Below are 20776 nucleotides of genomic sequence, written 5' to 3'. Positions count from 1 at the left end.
TCTCGTTCCCCTCTTGTGAATTGCTCAGGCATGGAGCGGCAGCACGGCGGCCACCAGGTAGCCGGTGCGACCCGGCCGGGGCCCGGTCTCGGCGCTGCCGCCGCAGGCCGCGGCGCGCTCCCGGATGGAGAGCAGGCCGCGGCCGCCGGAGCGCCCGTCGATGCCCGCGCCGACCGGGGCGGGGGCCGGTCCGGCGCCGTCGTCGGCGACCTCGACGTGCAGCCGGGCGCCGTCGCGGACCGCGACCCGGACGCTGACGTGCCGGGCGTCGGCGTGCTTGACCACGTTGGTCAGCGCCTCCTGGACGATCCGGAAGGCCGCGGCCTGCACCTCGGCGGGCCCGGCCTCCTCGATCTCGGCGTCGACCGCGATCCCGGAGTCGCGGACCCGCTGCAGCACGTCGGCGAGCTCCGCCAGCCGGGGCTGCGGGGCGAGCGCGGGAGCCGCCCCGTCCTCCTTCAACACGCCCAGCACCCGCCGGAGTTGGACCATCGCGTCACGCCCGGAGTCGGCGATGGCGTCGAACGCCCGGATCGCCCGGTCGGGGTTGCCGCGCACCACCAGCGGCCCGGCCTCGGCCTGGACCACCATCAGCGAGACCGCGTGCGCCAGGATGTCGTGCATCTCGCGGGCGATCCGGGCCCGCTCCTCGGCGACCGCGCGGGCGGCGTCGCTGGCGGCCCGCAGCCCGGCCTGCCGGGCCCGTTCGGCCTCGACGCCCGCCAGGCGGCGCAGCTCCCGCACCAGCGAGCCGAGCACGAAGCTGCCCACCGACACCACCATGCTGAACAGCATGCCGCCGAAGGACCGGGTGCCGTACACGTTGCCGAGCACCGCGACGGTCAGCAGCACGGCCCGCTGCCAGTCCCGGCCGCGGTCGGCGACGGTGTAGATGGCGACCGCCATGGCGAGCTGGATCTGCGGCATCGCGAAGTGCGCGAGCGCCGACAGCGCCGCCGTGGGCACCGCACAGGCCAGCATCACCGCCCACGGCGCGCGCTGGCGCCACCACAGCGGCAGCGAGCCGGCGAGCGCCAACGCGTAGGCCCACCACTGCCGTTCGGAGGGGATCCGGTCGGTGTACACCCCCCACAGCGAGACGCCGACGGCGAGCGCCACCACCGGCCCGTTCACCGCCCAGGGCCGGGCCCGCCCCCAAGCGAGCAGCCCGTCCGTCCACTTCCCCCACGTCCCCATGCCGCGCATCCTCTCGCACCGTCGGTCGACCGCCGCACGCCCGCCCCACCGGCGACCGCACGCGCGAGGGGGCGCCCCCGACCGGGAGCACCCCCTGGGCGAGCGCCCCGGGACGTCACAGCAGCCGCTTGATCTCCCCCCGCGCCCGGTAGAACCCGCCGGACTCGGACCGGCGCACCTCGGCGACCAGGTACCTGGCCCCGGCCACCCGGACGTCCTTCGGGAACTGCACCCGCAGCGCGGCGTCGTAGCCGGGCGTCACCACCCGCACCCGCAGCCGCCCGCCCTCGGCCACGCACTCCACCTCGACGCCCCCGGCCGCCGCCCCGGCGCTGACGGTCTCCAGCTCGGCGCCCGCCGCGACGCGTTCGACGCCCGCCCCGTTCACCTCCGCGGTGGCCGGCAGGGTGCCCCGCTCGGCGTCCCGCACGGCGCCCTGGGAGGCGTCCAGGCAGGCCAGCGAGCCGTCGGTGGTGACCAGGTACAGCCGCCCGTCCCGGTACTGCATGCTGTACGCCGAGCCGCAGCCGGTGCCGAGCTTCCACAGCCGGGTGCCGTCCGCGGCGAAGCAGTAGACGGACGAGTGGTTGTCGCCCGCGAAGACGAACTCCCCGTCGGGGGAGGCCGCGCAGGAGAACACCGCGGCGTCGCACCTGTACGCGGCGGCCTCCGAGCCGTCGGCCTTGCGCAGCCGGTGCACCCAGCCCTGCGAGGTGCCCGCGAACACCTCGTCCCGCTCCTGCCAGCCGAACAGCACCGCACCCTTGGTCCGGGTGTGCCACAGCTGCTCGCCGCCCCGCCCGGCGTACCGGGCCACGCCCGCCGACCAGCCGTGGTAGACCGACTCGGCGTCGCAGCGCACCATCCAGCCGGCCGAGCCCTGCGCGCCGCGCCGCCACTGGAACTCGTCCTCGTGGTCGACGGTGGTCAGCCCGCCGCGCTCGTCGGCGACGCCGAGCACGCCGTCGTGGATGTCCAGCCAGTAGATGTCCACGTCCTGGGCGATCTCGTACGCCACCCGCGGCACCTTCCCGCCGAGGTCGTACACCTTGCCGTCGTCGCAGCCCGCGTAGATCCACCAGTCGTCGGCGACGATGCACTTGACGCCGTCGGGCAGCCCGAACCGGCCGGTGACCTGCCCGTCGGTGGTCAGCGTGTAGACGTCGCCCTGCTCGTTGCCGACCCAGGCGTGCTCCTCGCCGACGTACACCCCGAAGGCGGGCGAGCCGGAGCGGAAGCGCCACAGCAGCGGCGCCTGGCGGGCGGTGGAGCGGCTGGAGGTGATCTGCCGCCGGGTCACCGCCCGGCGCCGGCGCACGCCCCGGACGGCCGGGGCGTAGCCCTTGCGGACCTTCTCGCCGATCTTCCTGGCGGCCTGCGCGGCGGCCTTCTCGGCGCTCGCGCACACCGTGGACCTGGTGGTGCCGCTCTCGCCGATCCGCCCGTAGCGGATCGTCAACTCGGCGCCCTCGACCGTGACTTCGTAGAACTTGTGGGCGCTCCCCTGGTCCTCGGAGAGTTCCAGGTAGGTCACCTGCGGGTCCGCGGAAACGGTGACGGACATGGCCGACGCCCCTTTCGGGCACAGAGTTCGGAGGGGTGCCGGCGGGGTCTCGCCACCTGCCGACACCGCTCAACCTACGGCCCGGCAACGACAGTTGGCGCTCAGCCGGTGCCGACCTTCACGCCACCGGTGTCGGCCCGGGCGACCAGCGCGTGCGCCGCCCCGGCCTGCGAGGGGACGTCCACCTCGGTGCCGCCCGTCGATGCGTGCGCGTCCACCGCGTACGCCTCCCCGGCGGGCACGGTCAGCTCCACCCCGCCGGTGCCGGTGCGCAGTTCGGCCCGGGTCGGGGCCGCCTCGAACCGGGCCGACACGCCCCCGGTCTCGGCCTTCAGCACCACGTTCGCGCTGCGCAGCCCGGTGGCCTCCACCCCGCCGGTGACCGTCTCCGCGGTGACGTCGCCGCTCAGGCCGTGCACCCGGATGCCGCCGGTGGTCGCCGTCAGCCGCAGCACCGTCCCGGCGGGCACCCGCACCTGGTAGCCGATCCCGCACTGCGTGCAGGAGTACGACAGCTTCAGCACCCCGTCGGCGAGCACGTGGGCGGCCTGCGGCTCCTCGTCCCGCCAGCTGCGCTTCTCCACCACCTGCACCGGCCCGTCCCCGGCCCGCACCTCGATCCCGCCGACCTCGCCGTCCACCCGCAGCTCGGTGACCTGCCCGGGCACCTCGTACGACACCGTCTGCTTCCGGTCGTCCCACGGCCCGCATCCGGCCGCCCCGCCCGCCAGCAGCCCCACGACGGCCACCGTCCCCACCCACCGCTTCACCGCGGCCTCCCTTCGACACCCCCAGTCTCCCGGCCGCCCACCCCCGCCCGCCTCCCTCCCGCGGCGGGTTCGCCCCCCTCCCTCCCCGGGGGGATTCCCCCTAGGGAACGCCGCAGGGCGGCCACCCCGATCGGGGTGACCGCCCTGCGTTCCGTACCGGGGATCAGCCGGTGTACGGGCCGTAGTCGTAGTCGTCCAGCGGGACGGCCTGACCGGAGCCCGCGCCGAACGGCGACAGGTCGTAGTCGTCGTAGCCGACGGCCGAGTACATCGCGGCCTTGGCCTCCTCGGTCGGCTCGACCCGGATGTTGCGGTAGCGGGGCAGACCCGTACCGGCCGGGATGAGCTTGCCGAGGATGACGTTCTCCTTGAGGCCCAGCAGCGGGTCCGACTTGGCGTGGATCGCCGCGTCGGTGAGCACCCGGGTCGTCTCCTGGAAGGAGGCGGCCGACAGCCAGGACTCGGTGGCCAGCGAGGCCTTGGTGATGCCCATCAGCTGCGGACGGCCGGAGGCGGGGTGACCGCCCTCGGAGACCACGCGACGGTTCTCCTGCTCGAAGCGGCCGCGCTCGACGAGCTCGCCCGGGAGCAGCTCGGCGTCGCCCGACTCGATGATCGTCACGCGGCGGAGCATCTGCCGGATGATGATCTCGATGTGCTTGTCGTGGATCGACACGCCCTGCGAGTTGTAGACCTTCTGGACCTCGGCCACCAGGTGGATCTGGACGGCACGCTGGCCCATGATGCGCAGCACGTCGTGCGGGTTGGTCGCACCGACGGTCAGCTTCTGGCCGACCTCGACCGCCTCGCCCTCGCTGACCAGCAGCTTGACGCGCTTGGAGACCGGGTAGGCGATCTCGTCGCTGCCGTCGTCGGGGGTGACGACGACCTTGCGGGTCTTCTCGGTGTCCTCGATCCGGACGCGGCCAGCCGCCTCCGAGATCGGGGCCACGCCCTTGGGGGTGCGGGCCTCGAAGAGCTCGACGACACGCGGCAGACCCTGGGTGATGTCGTCACCGGCCACACCACCGGTGTGGAAGGTGCGCATGGTCAGCTGGGTGCCGGGCTCACCGATGGACTGGGCGGCGATGATGCCGACCGCCTCACCGATGTCGACCAGCTTGCCGGTGGCCAGCGAGCGGCCGTAGCAGAAGGCACAGGTGCCGACCGCGGACTCGCAGGTCAGGATCGAGCGGACCTTGACCTCGCTCACGCCGTGCCGGATCAGCTCGTCCATCAGGACGTCGCCGAGGTCGGTGTTGGCGGTGGCGATCAGCTTGCCGTCGACGGTGATGTCCTCGGCGAGCATGCGGGCGTACACGCTGGTCTCGACGTCGTCGGCCTTGCGCAGCACGCCGTCCGCGCCGACCGAGCCGATCGACAGCTTGAGGCCGCGCTCGGTGCCGCAGTCCTCCTCGCGGATGATCACGTCCTGCGAGACGTCCACCAGACGACGGGTCAGGTAACCCGAGTCGGCGGTGCGCAGCGCGGTGTCGGCCAGACCCTTACGGGCACCGTGGGTGGAGATGAAGTACTCCAGCACGGACAGGCCCTCGCGGAACGAGGCCTTGATGGGACGCGCGATGGTCTCGTTCTTCGCGTTCGACACCAGACCACGCATACCGGCGATCTGACGCATCTGCATCATGTTTCCGCGCGCGCCCGAGTCGACCATCATGAAGATGGGGTTCGTCTTCGGGAAGTTCGCGGCCATCGCGTCGGCGACCTCGTTGGTCGCGCGGGTCCAGATGCCGACCAGCTCGGACTTGCGCTCGTTGTCGGTGATCAGACCGCGCTCGTACTGCTTCTGGACCTTCTCCGCCTGCGCCTCGTAGCCCTCCAGGATGGCGGGCTTGCTCGGCGGGACGATGACGTCCGAGATCGAGACGGTGACACCGGAACGGGTCGACCAGTGGAAGCCGGCCGCCTTCAGGTTGTCGAGCGCCGCGGCGACGACGACCTTCGGGTAGCGCTCGGCGAGGTCGTTGACGATCGCCGACAGCTGCTTCTTGCCGACCTCGTAGTCGACGAACGGGTAGTCCTCGGGCAGCAGCTCGTTGAAGAGCGCGCGGCCCAGCGTGGTGGTGATCCGGAACGGCTCGCCCTCGGTCCAGGCCGGCTGCCCGTCCTCGTCCACCGGCGGGGTCCAGCCGCGGGGCGGGACGGTGCCGGCCGGGAGGCGCAGGTCGATCGGGGCCTGGACGTCCAGCTCGCGGGCGTCGAAGGCCATGATCGCCTCGGCGGTCGAGGAGAAGGAACGGCCCTTGCCCTTGACCTCCTCGCGGTCCGAGGTGAGGAAGAACAGGCCCAGCACCATGTCCTGGGTCGGCATGGTGACGGGGCGACCGTCGGCCGGCTTCAGGATGTTGTTCGAGGACAGCATCAGGATGCGGGCCTCGGCCTGCGCCTCCGCGGACAGCGGCAGGTGCACGGCCATCTGGTCGCCGTCGAAGTCCGCGTTGAACGCGGTGCAGACGAGCGGGTGGATCTGGATGGCCTTGCCCTCGACCAGCTGCGGCTCGAAGGCCTGGATGCCGAGGCGGTGCAGGGTGGGCGCACGGTTCAGCAGCACCGGGTGCTCGGCGATGACCTCTTCGAGGACGTCCCACACCACGGGGCGGGCGCGCTCGACCATGCGCTTGGCCGACTTGATGTTCTGCGCGTGGTTCAGGTCGACCAGGCGCTTCATCACGAACGGCTTGAAGAGCTCCAGCGCCATGGCCTTGGGCAGGCCGCACTGGTGCAGCTTGAGCTGCGGGCCGACGACGATGACCGAACGGGCCGAGTAGTCGACGCGCTTGCCGAGCAGGTTCTGGCGGAAACGACCCTGCTTGCCCTTGAGCATGTCGGACAGCGACTTCAGCGGACGGTTGCCGGGGCCCGTGACCGGGCGGCCGCGGCGGCCGTTGTCGAAGAGCGCGTCGACGGCCTCCTGGAGCATGCGCTTCTCGTTGTTCACGATGATCTCGGGCGCGCCGAGGTCGAGAAGCCGCTTCAGGCGGTTGTTGCGGTTGATGACGCGGCGGTACAGGTCGTTCAGGTCGGAGGTGGCGAAGCGGCCACCGTCGAGCTGGACCATCGGGCGCAGGTCCGGCGGGATCACCGGGACGCAGTCGAGCACCATGCCCTTGGGCTTGTTGCTGGTCTGCAGGAAGGCGGAGACGACCTTGAGGCGCTTGAGCGCGCGGGTCTTCTTCTGGCCCTTGCCGGTGCGGATGATCTCGCGGAGGCGCTCGGCCTCCTCGCCCAGGTCGAAGGACTCCAGGCGGTCCTTGAGGGCCGCCGCGCCCATCGAGCCGGAGAAGTAGGTGCCGAAGCGGTCGCGCAGCTCGCGGTAGAGCAGCTCGTCGCCCTCCAGGTCCTGGACCTTGAGGTTCTTGAACCGGGTCCAGACCTCGTCGAGGCGGTCGATCTCGCGCTGCGCGCGGTCGCGCAGCTGCTTCATCTCGCGCTCGGCGCCCTCGCGCACCTTGCGGCGCACGTCGGCCTTGGCGCCCTCGGCCTCCAGCTCGGCCAGGTCGGCCTCGGCCTTCTTGGCCCGGGCCTCCAGGTCGGCGTCGCGCCGGTTCTCGATCTGCTGGCGCTCGACCGAGACGTGCGCCTCCAGGGACGGGAGGTCGCGCTGGCGACGCTCGTCGTCCACCCAGGTGATCATGTAGGCGGCGAAGTAGATGACCTTCTCGAGGTCCTTCGGCGCCAGGTCGAGCAGGTAGCCCAGGCGCGACGGGACGCCCTTGAAGTACCAGATGTGGGTGACCGGGGCGGCCAGCTCGATGTGGCCCATCCGCTCGCGGCGCACCTTGGCGCGGGTCACCTCGACGCCGCAGCGCTCACAGATGATGCCCTTGAAGCGGACGCGCTTGTACTTGCCGCAGTAGCACTCCCAGTCCCGGGTGGGACCGAAGATCTTCTCGCAGAAGAGGCCGTCCTTTTCCGGCTTCAGCGTGCGGTAGTTGATGGTCTCCGGCTTCTTCACCTCGCCGTGCGACCACTGGCGGATGTCGTCGGCGGTGGCCAGTCCGATGCGGAGCTCGTCGAAGAAGTTGACGTCAAGCACTGGTCGTCAAGCCCTCTTTCGTGATTCGAGAGTCTGTCTGTTGGTCTGAGGGGGGCCTGGGGGCGGGCCGACCCGGACTAGGGGTCGGCCCGACCTCCGTCAGACCTCTTCGACGCTGCTCGGCTCGCGCCGGGACAGGTCAATGCCGAGCTCCTCGGCGGCGCGGAACACGTCCTCGTCGCTGTCGCGCATCTCGATGGACTGGCCGTCCGAGGACAGCACCTCCACGTTGAGGCAGAGCGACTGCATTTCCTTGATGAGGACCTTGAAGGACTCGGGAATGCCGGGCTCGGGGATGTTCTCGCCCTTGACGATCGCCTCGTAGACCTTCACGCGGCCCAGGACGTCGTCGGACTTGATGGTGAGCAGCTCCTGCAGCGCGTAAGCGGCGCCGTACGCCTCAAGGGCCCACACCTCCATCTCACCGAAGCGCTGACCACCGAACTGCGCCTTACCACCGAGCGGCTGCTGGGTGATCATCGAGTACGGGCCGGTCGAACGGGCGTGCAGCTTGTCGTCGACCAGGTGGTGCAGCTTGAGGATGTACATGTAGCCGACCGAGATCGGCATCGGGAACGGCTCGCCGGAGCGGCCGTCGTACAGCCGGGCCTTGCCGGTGGAGTTCACCAGGCGCTCACCGTCACGGGTGAGGGTGGTGTTGTCCAGCAGGCCGGTGATCTCGTCCTCGCGGGCGCCGTCGAAGACGGGGGTGGCGAGGTTGGTGCCGCCCTCGACCCGGTCGGCGCCGATCGCCTGGAGCCGCTTGGCCCACTCGTCGGCGAGGCCGGAGACGTCCCAGCCCTGCTTGGCGAGCCAGCCGAGGTGGATCTCCAGGACCTGTCCCGGGTTCATTCGGGACGGGACGCCCAGCGGGTTCAGGATGATGTCGACCGGGGTGCCGTCCTCCAGGAACGGCATGTCCTCGACCGGCAGGATCTTGGAGATGACGCCCTTGTTGCCGTGGCGGCCGGCCAGCTTGTCGCCGTTGGTGATCTTGCGCTTCTGGGCGACGTAGACGCGGACCAGCTGGTTCACGCCCGGGGGGAGCTCGTCCCCCTCCTCGCGGTCGAAGACGCGCACGCCGATGACCTTGCCGGACTCGCCGTGCGGCACCTTCAGCGAGGTGTCGCGGACCTCGCGGGCCTTCTCGCCGAAGATCGCGCGGAGCAGGCGCTCCTCCGGGGTCAGCTCGGTCTCGCCCTTCGGGGTGACCTTGCCGACCAGGATGTCACCGGTGACGACGTCGGCGCCGATCCGGATGATGCCGCGCTCGTCGAGGTCGGCGAGGACCTCCTCGGAGACGTTCGGGATGTCCCGGGTGATCTCCTCGGGGCCCAGCTTGGTGTCACGGGCGTCGACCTCGTGCTCCTCGATGTGGATCGAGGAGAGGACGTCGTCCTGGACGAGGCGCTGCGACAGGATGATCGCGTCCTCGTAGTTGTGGCCCTCCCACGACATGAACGCCACGAGGAGGTTCTTGCCGAGGGCCATCTCGCCCTCGTCGGTGCACGGGCCGTCGGCCAGCACCTGGCCGGCCTCGACCCGGGCGCCCTCGTCCACGAGCACCTTCTGGTTGAAGGCGGTGCCCTGGTTGGAGCGGGTGAACTTGGCGGCCCGGTAGGTGTTGTACGTGCCGTCGTCGTTGGCGACGGTGACGTAGTCGGCCGAGACCTCCTGCACCACACCGGCCTTGTCGGCGGTGATGACGTCCGCGGCGTCGACGGCGCAGCGGTACTCCATGCCGGTGCCGACCAGCGGCGCCTCGCTGCGCAGCAGCGGGACGGCCTGGCGCATCATGTTCGAGCCCATCAGCGCGCGGTTGGCGTCGTCGTGCTCGAGGAAGGGGATCATGGCGGTCGCGACCGACACCATCTGGCGCGGCGAGACGTCCATGTAGTCGATCTCGGTGCCGGGGATGTAGTCGATCTCGCCGCCGCGGCGGCGGACCAGGACGCGGGGCTCGGCGAAGGTCAGCTCCGGGGTGAGCGGGGCGTTGGCCTGCGCGATGACGTACCGGTCCTCCTCGTCCGCGGTCAGGTAGTCCACGGCCTCGGTGACGACGCCGTCGACGACCTTGCGGTACGGGGTCTCGATGAAGCCGAACGCGTTGACCCGGCCGTACGAGGCCAGCGAGCCGATCAGACCGATGTTCGGGCCTTCGGGGGTCTCGATCGGACACATGCGGCCGTAGTGCGAGGGGTGCACGTCGCGGACCTCGAAGCCGGCCCGCTCGCGGGACAGACCACCGGGGCCCAGCGCGGACAGACGGCGCTTGTGGGTCAGGCCCGACAGCGGGTTCGTCTGGTCCATGAACTGCGACAGCTGGCTGGTGCCGAAGAACTCCTTGATGGAGGCGACGACCGGCCGGATGTTGATCAGGGTCTGCGGCGTGATCGCCTCGACGTCCTGGGTGGTCATGCGCTCGCGGACCACGCGCTCCATGCGGGCGAGGCCGGTGCGGACCTGGTTCTGGATCAGCTCGCCGACGTTGCGCAGGCGGCGGTTGCCGAAGTGGTCGATGTCGTCGACCTCGATGACGATGTCGCGGCCCTCGTCATCGCGCCACTCGGTCTCGCCGGCGTGCAGCTTCACCAGGTACTTGATGGTGTTGATGATGTCCGGCTCGGTGAGCACGCCGGAGTCGAGCGACTCGGCGTTGCCCAGCTTCCGGTTCACCTTGTAGCGGCCGACCTTGGCGAGGTCGTAGCGCTTCGGGTTGAAGTACAGGTTCTCCAGCAGCGTCTGCGCGGCCTCGCGGGTCGGCGGCTCGCCCGGGCGCAGCTTGCGGTAGATGTCGAGCAGCGCGTCGTCCTGGCCCTGGGTGTGGTCCTTCTCCAGGGTGGCGCGCATCGACTCGTACTCGCCGAACTCCTCCAGGATCATCTCGGTGGTCCAGCCGAGGGCCTTGAGGAGGACGGTGACCGACTGCTTGCGCTTGCGGTCGATGCGGACACCGACCATGTCGCGCTTGTCGATCTCCATCTCCAGCCAGGCACCGCGGGAGGGGATGATCTTGGCGGAGAAGATGTCCTTGTCGGAGACCTTGTCCAGCGTGGAGTCGAAGTAGACGCCCGGGGAGCGCACCAGCTGGGACACGACGACACGCTCGGTGCCGTTGATGATGAACGTGCCCTTGTTGGTCATGAGCGGGAAGTCGCCCATGAACACGGTCTGGGACTTGATCTCACCGGTCTCGTTGTTGGTGAACTCCGCGGTGACGAAGAGCGGGGCCGCGAAGGTGAAGTCGCGGTCCTTGCACTCGTCGATGGAGTTCTTCGGCGGCTCGAAACGGTGGTCCCGGAAGGTCAGGGACATCGACCCGCTGAAGTCCTCGATCGGGGAGATCTCTTCGAAGATCTCCTCCAGACCGGACTTGGTGGGGACGTCCTGACCGCTCTCCAGGGCAGCCTCGACCCGGGACTTCCAGGCCGCGTTCCCGAGCAGCCAGTCAAAGCTCTCGGTCTGCAGGGCCAGGAGGTTCGGGACCTCGAGGGGTTCCTTGATCTTCGCGAACGAGACGCGGAGCGGGGCGGTGGATGCGGAATTGTTCGAGGCGTTGCGCGGCGCGGCCAAGAGGGGGGTCCTTCCGAGGGCTCGGAGCTCACTACGCGCATACCGGCCGGGCCTTGCCGAGGGGTGAAAACCCCAGGTCAGGACAGGGACCACTCCGGGCGACGAGTCACGGAGCAGCTAACAGGCAGCGCAAAGGGACAGTGTAGCCAAAGGCGACACTGCTAGCAAGCCCTGATTCGGAGACCGAATCGGACGCTCCTCCCGTACAACCGACAACCCGGGCAGTGATCCCTCACCGGCCGGGCCGTCGCACCCACTTCTGCGTCACCGGGAACCTTCCCAGTGCCGCCCCCGAATATGCATCGGCGGCGGTTCCGCTTGGGCACGCGCCTCGAGAATCGCGCGCCGCGTGCTGTTCGTCAAGGCCCGCACCAGGGTGTGGACCTCGTCCTGCCCATCGTCCGGACCGCTCCGGGCGTTACACGCTGCCTGCACCCGGGGGCCGACGGACAGCGATCACCCTACCCCCGGACACCGACAGGAGCCGAGTCCCGCGTGGGCCATCAGGAGCAACGGCCCGCCGGGCCCGGAACGCGAGCAGGCCGGGCCGGCCCCCCCGAAGGGTGGCCGGCCCGGCCCGGCAGAGAACCTCTCAGCGAGAGGAACGGGTCACTTGACGGTGACCTTGGCGCCCGCGCCCTCGAGCTGGGCCTTCGCCTTCTCGGCGACGTCCTTGGCGACCTTCTCCAGAACCTTGGCACCAGCGGTGTCGACGAGGTCCTTGGCCTCCTTCAGGCCGAGGGAGGTGAGGGCGCGCACCTCCTTGATGACCTGGATCTTCTTGTCGCCGGCGCCGTCGAGGATGACGTCGAACTCGTCCTGCTCGTCCGCGACCTCGGCCGGGGCGGCAGCGCCACCGGCGGCGGCAACGGCGACCGGGGCGGCGGCGGTGACGTCGAACTTCTCCTCGAAGGCCTTGACGAACTCGGAGAGCTCGATCAGGGTCATGCCCTCGAACTGCTCGAGCAGGTCCTCGGTGCTGAGCTTCGCCATGATTGGCGTCCTTCCACTAAATCGGCAGGTGCCGGATGTACGGGTTGGCGGGCGTGCTTACGGGCCCGCTGGGACGGGAGTGGTTACTCCGCGTCCTCGGCGGGAGCCGGAGTACCGGCACCGCCCTGCTCGACCTTCTCGCGCAGCGCTTCCACGGTGCGAACGAGCTTGGACGGGAGCGCCTGGAACACGGCGGCAGCCTGGGAGGGCTTGGCCTTCAGGGCACCCGCCAGCTTGGCGAGCAGCACCTCGCGGGACTCGAGGTCCGCGAGCTTCTTGATCTCATCGGCGGACAGCGCCTTACCGTCAAGGACACCGCCCTTGATGATGAGAGCAGGGTTCTCCTTGGCGAAGTCACGCAGAGCCTTCGCCGACTCCACCGGGTCACCGGTGACGAAGGCGACAGCCGTCGGACCGGCGAACAGGTCGTCCAGCTCGGAGATCCCGGCCTCATTGGCCGCGATCTTGGTCAGCGTGTTCTTCACCACGGCGTAATCGGCGTTGCCGCCGAGCGAGCGACGCAGCGTCTTCAGCTGCTTCACCGTGAGACCGCGGTACTCGGTCAGAACGGCGGCGCTGGAGGCACGGAACTTGTCCGTGATCTCGGCGACGTCGGCAGCCTTGTCGGGCCTGGCCATAGGCTTACGCCTCCTTCCGTGATGTCGAAGTCGGGCCGACCTTCGAGAAGTCGACCATCCAACGCCTCGGACCCCAGGAAGCGAAGAAGCCCCGGCGCGCAGGCGCACGGGGCTGGCAACGACCTCGACGGACCGGAACGGCCCGGAGATCTTCACTTGGCTCCACAACCTGCGCGGGCGATCCGCACCGGGTGCGGACCCTTCGGTGCCGTCCTCCCTCGCGGGGGCACGGCGACAACCAGCGGTCTTTGGCTCGGCCAGCCTAACGGGACGAGTCGGGTTTGACCAAATCGCGCTACGGGAAGGCGGGCGGGCTGGCACCGGTGCCGGGCGCGACGTCGGCCTCGGCGGGGGCCTGGACGGAGAGCGCGGAGCTGCCGAACTCGCTGTAGTCCACGGTGTCGACCTCGGCCGCGGCCCGGCGCAGCCGCACCAGCCGGTCGCTGTCGTCCAGCCACAGGTCGAGCACCACGTCGCCGGCGCCCAGCGCGGCCGCCAGGGCCTGCCGCCGGGTCTGGTCGAGCTGGGTCTGCGCGGCGACGTACCGGGCTGCCGTCACGGTGACCCGGTAGTGCTCGGCGGTGCCGTCGAGCAGCTTCTCCTCGCCGACCAGCTGCGGGTCCGCGGCGGCCGCGGCGGCGGCGACCGCGACCACCGGGCTGAGCCGGTCGATCAGGTCGCCGTACGGGATGCGGCCGTTGGAGAACTTCTGCCAGTGCGGGCCGCCGAGCCTGGCCGCGCTGCCCGGGTCGCCGCCCAGGTAGGCGGAGGTGTCCAGCACCATCAGCACCTGGCTCTCCGCGTCGGCCTGGTACTTCAGCACCGTCTTCGGCGCCCAGAACAGCTCGCCCTTGGCCCCCTGGCCGCCCAGCACCGCGGTGTACCCGGCGCGCCGGGCGTCGTGCAGCACCAGCTGGGCGGAGAGCATCACCCCGTGCGGGGAGCGGTCGGTGGGGCTGGGCTGCGCGGTGCTCGGGGTGGCGGTGGAGGTCTCGGCGCGGCCGGGCGTCCGGTCGGAGGCGGTGCAGCCGGTGGCCGCGCCGACGAGCAGGGCGACCGCCAGGAGGGCTCCGGCCCCGCGCGCCCGTGCGCCCATCGGTCCCTCCTCCTGCCGCTGCCGTCCGGTCCCCTCACCATGCCATGCGGCCCGCCCGGCCCCGGAGTCGCCCCCGGGCCGGGCGGGCCGCCGAGCCGCGCCTACTGCTGCATCAGGTCCGAGAGCTTGAAGACCTGGTCGGCGGTCGGGGCCGGGGTGGCCTTGGCCTGGCCCAGGTCGCTGTAGGTGACCGTGAGGGGGGCGCCGCCCTTCTCGGCGGTGGGGTCGACGACGGTCTGCTGGACCAGCTCGCCCTTGCCGTTGATCCACACGTCGGCGGAGACGGTGTCGCCCTCCTTCTTGATCTGGGCCAGCGCCTTGGCCTTGAGGGCCGGGTCCAGGTTCATCTTGGCGGCCAGGTCCTCGGCCTTCAGCTGGCTGTGGTAGTGCGTGGTGCTCTGGCCCGCGACGGTCTCGGTGCCGACCGCGGTGGCGGTGGGGGCGGCGGCGGCCAGCTGGACCGCCGGGTTCATCACCTGCATCGCCGCGGCGAAGGAGCCGACCTCGTTGTCGGAGTCGCCCGAGCCGTCCTTCACGTCGAGCGACAGCCACTTCTTGCCCTTGGCCGCGGCCGCCATGTCGGGGGTGGCACCGACGTACATCTGGCCGCCGACGAAGAGGACCTTGACCTCCTTGCCCTCTTCCTGGGAGGTCATCAGGAAGGAGGACGGGTCCTTCCAGACGTAGTCGGCGGAGCCGCCGCCGTCGGCGTCCTTGAGGGTCAGCTTGGCGCTGCCCGCCTTCTCCATCACCGCGGCCGAGGCCAGCAGGGCCTCCTTGGGGGGCAGCTTGGCCCCGCCCTTGCCCGCGGCCGGGGCGCTCTGCGAGGCGTCGCTGCCGGACTTGCCGTCGGTCGAGCCGCCCGAACCGGAGCTGCTGCAGGCGGTCAGGGCGCCGATGGCCACACAAGCCACGGCAACGGTACGCAGTGCGCGCACGAGGGTCCCCCACTCATCGGATTCTCATCTGAAGTACGGGAGCGGACTCTACCGAACCGCGCCGACCGCCGCGCACACCATTTCGAACGCCACCGGGCCCGCACCCCTCGAAGGGGTGCGGGCCCGGTGGGAACCTCGCAGGGGCTGACTCAGGGTCAGACCGCCGCCGGGTCCTCCTCGACGAGGAGGTTGCGGGTGCGGTTCGGGTCCACCTGGATGCCGGGGCCGATGGTGGTGGAGAAGGAGACCTTCTTCAGGTAGCGGCCCTTGGCGGCGGACGGCTTGGCCCGGAGGACCTCGTCCAGCGCGGCGGCGTAGTTCTCGACCAGCTGCTCGTCGGTGAACGAGGTCTTGCCGATGATCAGGTGCAGGTTCGAGTGCTTGTCGACGCGGAACTCGATCTTGCCGCCCTTGATGTCGTTGACGGCCTTGGCGACGTCCGGGGTCACGGTGCCGGTCTTCGGGTTCGGCATCAGGCCACGGGGACCGAGCACGCGGCCCAGGCGGCCGACCTTGCCCATGAGGTCCGGGGTGGCGACGACGGCGTCGAAGTCCAGACGGCCCTTGGCGACCTCGTCGATCAGCTCGTCGGAGCCGACGATGTCGGCGCCCGCGGCACGCGCGGCCTCGGCACGCTCACCGTTCGCGAAGACCAGGACCCGGGCGGTCTTACCGGTGCCGTGCGGGAGGATGACGGTGCTGCGGACCATCTGGTCGGCCTTGCGCGGGTCGACGCCCAGACGCATGGCGACCTCGACGGTGCCGTCGAACTTGGTGACGGAGGTCGCCTTGGCGAGGCGGACGGCCTCGAGGGGGGCGTAGATCCGGGCGCGGTCGACCTGGGCGTCCGCGGCCTTGAGGGCCTTGCTGCGCTTCACTGCTGCTCCTGGTGATTATTGGAGTCGTGGTGGGAACGGGCCGCGCGCGGCCCTACCACGGAGGACGTACGGGCTGGTCAGCCCTCGACGGTGATGCCCATCGACCGGGCGGTGCCGGCGATGATCTTCTCCGCCGCGTCCAGGTCGTTGGCGTTCAGGTCGGGCATCTTGGTGGTGGCGATCTCGCGCACCTGGGCCGAGGTCAGCTTGGCGACCTTGGTCTTGTGCGGCTCCTTGGAGCCCTTGTCGATGCCCGCGGCCTTCAGGATGAGGCGCGCCGCCGGCGGGGTCTTCGTGACGAAGGTGAAGGAACGGTCGTCGTAGACCGTGATCTCCACCGGCACGATCATGCCGCGCTGCGACTCGGTGGCCGCGTTGTACGCCTTGCAGAACTCCATGATGTTGACGCCGTGCTGACCGAGCGCGGGGCCGACCGGCGGGGCCGGGTTCGCCGCACCGGCGTTGATCTGGAGCTTGATAAGCCCCGTGACCTTCTTCTTCTTGGGAGGCATGTCTCTCCGGGTCCTTCCGAGAGGTGATTGCTGATGTGCCCGGCCCGGGGCGAAACCCGGCCGCCAGGACACACATCGGACCAGGCTAACCGGTCAGGTGTCGCGGAACCAAAACGGTGCCGGGGCGGAGGCTCTCGCCCCGCCCCGGCACCGGAGACCTTCGGGTCAGTTCTTCTGGATCTGGTCGAAGGAGAGCTCGACCGGGGTCTCCCGGCCGAAGATCTCCACCAGGCCCTTGACCTTCTTCGAGTCGGGGTTGATCTCGTTGATGGTCGCCTGCAGGGTGGCGAACGGACCGTCGGTGACGGTGACCGAGTCGCCGACCTCGAAGTCCAGCACCTGCACCTCGACCGGGCGCACCGGCGAGGCCTTGCCGGCCTCCTTGGCCGCGGCGCGCTCCACGTCGGGGGCGAGCATCTTGACGACCTCGTCCAGGGTCAGCGGGTACGGGTCGTAGGCGTTGCCGACGAAGCCGGTGACACCGGGGGTGTTGCGCACGACGCCCCAGGACTCCGGGGTGAGGTCCATCCGGACCAGCACGTAGCCGGGGAGCTTGTTCTGCCGGATGGTCTTGCGGTCGCCGTTCTTGATCTGGACGACCTCCTCCTGCGGAACCTGGGACTCGAAGATGTAGTCCTCGACGTTCAGCGAGACGGAGCGCTGCTCCAGGTTCTGCTTCACCCGGTTCTCGTAGCCGGCGTAGGTGTGGATGACGTACCACTCGCCCGGCGCGCGGCGCAGCTGCTCGCGGAACTCGGCGACCGGGTCGCTCTCGACCTCCTCGGCCTCGGCCTCGACCTCCTCCGCGGCCTCGACGTCGGCCTCCTCGGCCCCGTCCACCTCGTGCACGGCGGCGGCCTCGGCGGGCTCGCCCGCCTCCAGCTCGTCGGCGGCCTCGACCTCGTCCTCCTCGGCGTCCGCCTCGGTGACGATCTCCTCGGCAGCCTCGACGTCGGCAGCCTCGGCCGCGTCCAGCTCGGCGGCGACATCCGCCTCGCGGACGGTCTCGTCGGCGTCGTACAGGGGGGACTCAGACACGGTCGCTGCTTCTTTCCTGGTTGTGGAACGGATACCTCAACAGTACCGACTCAACGGTAGTCGCCCGCGGCCCTTCGCGCCGACAGCTCGACCCGGGCCGAAGGATTCGGCCCGGGTCGGGGTGGAGTATTCGGTGCGGGACCGGCGGGGATCCCTGCGGGGGGGTGGTACCGGATCGGGCGTCAGCCGAAGATCCAGAAGGCGCCCTTCCCGAAGACCCAGTCGAGGCCGGCGACCACCAGCATCATCACGACCACGAAGACGACCACGACGGTGGTGTACTGGATCAGCTGGCTGCGGGTGGGCCAGACCACCTTGCGGAGCTCCGCGATGATCTGGCGGTAGAAGATCGCCGTCCGGGCGAAGAGGCCCTTCTTGGCCCGCTTGCCGGACTTCTTGCCCTCGCCGCCCTCGGCCTTGTTGGCACGGCGACGCTCGCGCCGGGAGAGCTTCTTGCCGTCCTCGGTGCCGGCGGTCCCGTCCGCGGTGCCCTCGGCCCCCTCGGAGTTGCCGCTCTCAGGCGTTGCGGTGGAGCCCGTGGTCTCCGTCACTCGTCCTCACCTGAATCCCGGTCCTGCGGAGGTCCGTGCCTGGTGCACGGGCGATCCGGCGAAAGCTGTGCTGGGTGGGGCCCTCTCCGCATCAAGCCCGCTCGCTCTGCGGAGCGAACGGGCTTGGCACGGATCGAGCTGCAGGGCACGAGGGACTCGAACCCCCAACCGCCGGTTTTGGAGACCGGTGCTCTACCAATTGAGCTAGTGCCCTACGGAGCCTCGCGACTCCGACGTGGCCCCCAACCTACCGCATCCGCCCGGCCGTGTGGTGTATCCGACCGGAGGATCCGCACTTCGGGAGCCATCGAGCAGTGAGTGTACGGGTTCTTCGCCGATTGGTCGAACCTCATTCACCGAGATCACATTCGCCGACTTTCGACGCCCTCCGCCCGAGATCCTCCGGCTCCGATCGCCGTCCGCCCGAGATCGTCCGGGTCCGCGGCGCGGATGCTGGAACGCCCGGGTCCGCACCGCGGAACCGCGATGACCGGCACCCCTGCGGTCTGGGACCATTCAGGGCATGAGCGCACCCACCCCCGAGAACGTGTCCCCCGCCAACCGCCGGGTCTCCGCCCGGGTCGGCGCCATCGCCGAGTCCGCCACCCTCGCCGTCGACGCCAAGGCCAAGGCCCTCAAGGCCGCCGGGCGCCCGGTGATCGGCTTCGGCGCCGGCGAGCCCGACTTCCCGACCCCCGGCTACATCGTGGACGCCGCGGTCGCCGCCTGCCAGGACCCGGCGAACCACCGCTACACCCCGGCCGGCGGCCTGCCGGAGCTGAAGGCCGCGATCGCCGCCAAGACGCTCCGCGACTCCGGCTACCAGGTGGACGCCTCGCAGGTGCTGGTGACCAACGGCGGCAAGCAGGCGATCTACAACGCCTTCGCCGCGATCCTCGACCCGGGCGACGAGGTGATCATCCCGGCCCCGTACTGGACCACCTACCCGGAGGCCGTGAAGCTGGCCGGCGGCACCCCCGTCGAGGTCGTCTCGGACGAGACCACCGGCTACAAGGTCTCGGTGGAGCAGCTGGAGGCCGCCCGCACCGCGAACACCAAGGTGGTGCTGTTCGTCTCGCCGTCCAACCCGACCGGCGCGGTGTACACCGAGGCCGAGGCCGAGGCGATCGGCCGCTGGGCGCTGGAGCACGGCCTGTGGGTGCTCACCGACGAGATCTACGAGCACCTGGTCTACGGCGACGCGACCTTCACCTCGCTGCCCGCGCTGCTGCCCGAGCTGGCCGACAAGTGCATCGTGGTCAACGGCGTGGCCAAGACCTACGCGATGACCGGCTGGCGGGTGGGCTGGCTGATCGGCCCGAAGGACGTCGTCAACGCGGCCGCCAACCTGCAGTCGCACGCCACCTCGAACGTCTCCAACGTGGCCCAGCGCGCGGCGCTCGCCGCCGTCTCCGGCGACCTCTCCGCGGTGGACGAGATGAAGACCGCGTTCGACCGCCGCCGCCGCACCATCGTGGCGATGCTGAACGAGATCGAGGGCGTGTTCTGCCCCGAGCCCGAGGGCGCGTTCTACGCCTACCCGTCGGTCAAGGGCCTGCTGGGCAAGGAGATCCGCGGCAAGCGCCCGCAGACCTCCGCCGAGCTGGCCGCGCTGATCCTGGACGAGGCCGAGGTCGCGGTCGTCCCGGGCGAGGCCTTCGGCACCCCCGGCTACCTGCGGCTGTCCTACGCGCTGGGCGACACCGACCTGGTCGAGGGCGTCAGCCGGCTGCAGAAGCTGCTCGGCGAGGCCCGCGACTGACCTCCCGTCAGCACCGCCCCCCGCGACTCACCCGATCGGGCGAGCCGCGGGGGGCGGTTCCTGTTTCCGGGGGTTTTGCGGCAGGATCGGTGAATGGATCGCCTGCGTGATGTCCGGAGCCTGCCGAAGGCCCATCTGCACCTGCACTTCACCGGTTCGATGCGCCCCGCGACGCTGCTCGAACTCGCCGACAAGCACGGCATCCGGCTGCCCGAGGCGCTCAGCTCCGAGCACCCGCCCAAGCTCCGGGCCACCGACGAACGCGGCTGGTTCCGCTTCCAGCGGCTCTACGACACCGCCCGCTCCTGCCTGCGCGACGAGTCCGACATCCGCCGCCTCGTCCGGGAGACCGCCGAGGACGAGCGCGCCGACGGCTCCCGCTGGCTGGAGATCCAGGTCGACCCGACCTCGTACGCGCCGCTGCTCGGCGGTCTGACCCCGACCCTGGAGCTGGTGCTGGACGCCGTCCGGGAGGCCTCCGAGGCGACCGGCGTCGGCATCCGGGTGTTGGTCGCCGCGAACCGGATGAAGTCCCCGATGGACGCCCGGACGCTGGCCCGGCTCGCCGTCCGGTACGCCGACCGGGGCGTGATCGGCTTCGGCCTCTCCAACGACGAGCGCCGCGGCCTGGCCCGGGACTTCGACCGCGCCTTCGCCATCGCCCGCAACGGCGGTCTGATCGCCGCCCCGCACGGCGGCGAGCTGGCCGGGCCGGAGTCCGTCCGCGACTGCCTGGACGACCTGGGCGCCACCCGGATCGGCCACGGGGTGCGCGCCGCCGAGGACCCGCGGCTGCTCCAGCGCCTCGCCGACCGGCAGGTCACCTGCGAGGTCTGCCCCGCCTCCAACGTCGCCCTCGGCGTCTACGACAGCCCCGAGCAGGTCCCGCTGCGGCAACTCTTCGAGGCGGGCGTCCCGCTCGCCCTGGGCGCCGACGACCCGCTGCTGTTCGGCTCCCGGCTGGCCGACCAGTACGCCCTGGCCCGCGAGTCGCACGCCTTCACCGACGCCGAACTGGCCGAACTGGCCCGCCAGTCGATCCGCTCCTCGCAGGCCCCCGAGCACGTGGTGAAGGAGCTGCTCGGCGAGATCGACGCCTGGCTGACCGAGGACGCCTAGGCCGTGTCTCGTAATTGATCTTGTGGTGGGTTATTGCTCTTCGGCTCGCAGCCACAGGATCAGCGAAGCGAGGACGACGCCGGCCCGGTA

15 protein-coding genes and 1 tRNA gene are annotated in these 20776 nt (G+C 70.6%); 2 read left to right on the top strand and 14 right to left on the bottom strand.

The features are described 5' to 3' along the window. Window positions 1–24: 24 nt before the first annotated feature. The 14 genes from ACFY00_RS26970 to ACFY00_RS26905 form a co-directional block, all read right to left on the bottom strand. A complete protein-coding gene (locus ACFY00_RS26970; RefSeq protein WP_388034142.1) occupies window positions 25–1197 on the bottom strand; it encodes a sensor histidine kinase in 1173 nt (390 codons plus the stop codon). Window positions 1198–1312: 115 nt separating this feature from the next. Next, on the bottom strand, window positions 1313–2761 hold the full coding sequence (locus ACFY00_RS26965) for a WGR domain-containing protein (protein ID WP_388034141.1): 1449 nt from the start codon (window positions 2759–2761) through the stop codon (window positions 1313–1315). Window positions 2762–2862: 101 nt separating this feature from the next. Continuing rightward, window positions 2863–3531 (bottom strand): hypothetical protein, encoded by a 669-nt coding sequence (locus ACFY00_RS26960; protein WP_388034140.1) that lies wholly within the window; start codon window positions 3529–3531, stop codon window positions 2863–2865. Between the two features lie 163 nt (window positions 3532–3694). After that, window positions 3695–7588, bottom strand: a complete 3894-nt coding sequence (locus tag ACFY00_RS26955; RefSeq protein WP_285737053.1) for a DNA-directed RNA polymerase subunit beta' — start codon at window positions 7586–7588, stop codon at window positions 3695–3697. A 99-nt stretch (window positions 7589–7687) separates the two neighbouring features. Further along, on the bottom strand, window positions 7688–11161 hold the full coding sequence (gene rpoB / locus ACFY00_RS26950; protein ID WP_388034139.1) for a DNA-directed RNA polymerase subunit beta: 3474 nt from the start codon (window positions 11159–11161) through the stop codon (window positions 7688–7690). A 609-nt stretch (window positions 11162–11770) separates the two neighbouring features. After that, entirely contained in the window at window positions 11771–12154 is a 384-nt protein-coding gene (gene rplL / locus ACFY00_RS26945) for a 50S ribosomal protein L7/L12 (RefSeq protein ID WP_388034138.1), read from the bottom strand. An 83-nt stretch (window positions 12155–12237) separates the two neighbouring features. Further along, window positions 12238–12792, bottom strand: coding sequence for a 50S ribosomal protein L10 (gene rplJ, locus ACFY00_RS26940; protein ID WP_014136320.1), 555 nt, complete (start codon window positions 12790–12792; stop codon window positions 12238–12240). 295 nt (window positions 12793–13087) lie between these two features. Continuing rightward, the gene (locus ACFY00_RS26935; RefSeq protein ID WP_388034137.1) at window positions 13088–13888 is read right to left on the bottom strand and encodes a hypothetical protein; all 801 of its coding nucleotides are present in this window, start codon (window positions 13886–13888) and stop codon (window positions 13088–13090) included. 101 nt (window positions 13889–13989) lie between these two features. Then, a complete protein-coding gene (locus tag ACFY00_RS26930) occupies window positions 13990–14793 on the bottom strand; it encodes a hypothetical protein (RefSeq protein WP_388034136.1) in 804 nt (267 codons plus the stop codon). Window positions 14794–14981: 188 nt separating this feature from the next. Beyond that, window positions 14982–15704 (bottom strand): 50S ribosomal protein L1, encoded by a 723-nt coding sequence (gene rplA, locus ACFY00_RS26925; RefSeq protein ID WP_285737048.1) that lies wholly within the window; start codon window positions 15702–15704, stop codon window positions 14982–14984. 77 nt (window positions 15705–15781) lie between these two features. Beyond that, entirely contained in the window at window positions 15782–16216 is a 435-nt protein-coding gene (gene rplK, locus ACFY00_RS26920; protein WP_030457453.1) for a 50S ribosomal protein L11, read from the bottom strand. A gap of 165 nt (window positions 16217–16381) precedes the next feature. Continuing rightward, on the bottom strand, window positions 16382–17254 hold the full coding sequence (gene nusG, locus ACFY00_RS26915) for a transcription termination/antitermination protein NusG (protein WP_388034135.1): 873 nt from the start codon (window positions 17252–17254) through the stop codon (window positions 16382–16384). Between the two features lie 182 nt (window positions 17255–17436). Then, a complete protein-coding gene (gene secE, locus ACFY00_RS26910; RefSeq protein WP_388034134.1) occupies window positions 17437–17805 on the bottom strand; it encodes a preprotein translocase subunit SecE in 369 nt (122 codons plus the stop codon). Between the two features lie 141 nt (window positions 17806–17946). Continuing rightward, window positions 17947–18019, bottom strand: a tRNA-Trp gene (locus ACFY00_RS26905). 309 nt (window positions 18020–18328) lie between these two features. Between ACFY00_RS26905 and ACFY00_RS26900 the strand changes: the two genes are divergently transcribed. Both ACFY00_RS26900 and ACFY00_RS26895 read left to right on the top strand, forming a co-directional pair. Then, entirely contained in the window at window positions 18329–19567 is a 1239-nt protein-coding gene (locus ACFY00_RS26900) for a pyridoxal phosphate-dependent aminotransferase (RefSeq protein WP_388034133.1), read from the top strand. 93 nt (window positions 19568–19660) lie between these two features. Beyond that, window positions 19661–20686, top strand: a complete 1026-nt coding sequence (locus ACFY00_RS26895) for an adenosine deaminase (RefSeq protein ID WP_388034132.1) — start codon at window positions 19661–19663, stop codon at window positions 20684–20686. Window positions 20687–20776: the final 90 nt, after the last annotated feature.

It is taken from the genome of Kitasatospora sp. NPDC001540 (genome assembly GCF_042894345.1).
Classification (GTDB): domain Bacteria; phylum Actinomycetota; class Actinomycetes; order Streptomycetales; family Streptomycetaceae; genus Kitasatospora; species Kitasatospora phosalacinea_C.
The sequence above is the reverse complement of the archived record's forward strand: the minus strand, read 5'-3'. Positions and strand labels throughout refer to the sequence as shown.

Coding starts and splice junctions, on each gene's coding strand:
- ACFY00_RS26970 (WP_388034142.1), bottom strand. CDS start 1,197: ATGGGGACGTGGGGGAAGTGGACGGACGGGCTGCTCGCTTGGGGGCGG.
- ACFY00_RS26965 (WP_388034141.1), bottom strand. CDS start 2,761: ATGTCCGTCACCGTTTCCGCGGACCCGCAGGTGACCTACCTGGAACTC.
- rplK (WP_030457453.1), bottom strand. CDS start 16,216: ATGCCTCCCAAGAAGAAGAAGGTCACGGGGCTTATCAAGCTCCAGATC.
- ACFY00_RS26900 (WP_388034133.1), top strand. CDS start 18,329: ATGAGCGCACCCACCCCCGAGAACGTGTCCCCCGCCAACCGCCGGGTC.
- rplJ (WP_014136320.1), bottom strand. CDS start 12,792: ATGGCCAGGCCCGACAAGGCTGCCGACGTCGCCGAGATCACGGACAAG.
- ACFY00_RS26935 (WP_388034137.1), bottom strand. CDS start 13,888: ATGGGCGCACGGGCGCGCGGGGCCGGAGCCCTCCTGGCGGTCGCCCTG.
- rplL (WP_388034138.1), bottom strand. CDS start 12,154: ATGGCGAAGCTCAGCACCGAGGACCTGCTCGAGCAGTTCGAGGGCATG.
- ACFY00_RS26895 (WP_388034132.1), top strand. CDS start 19,661: ATGGATCGCCTGCGTGATGTCCGGAGCCTGCCGAAGGCCCATCTGCAC.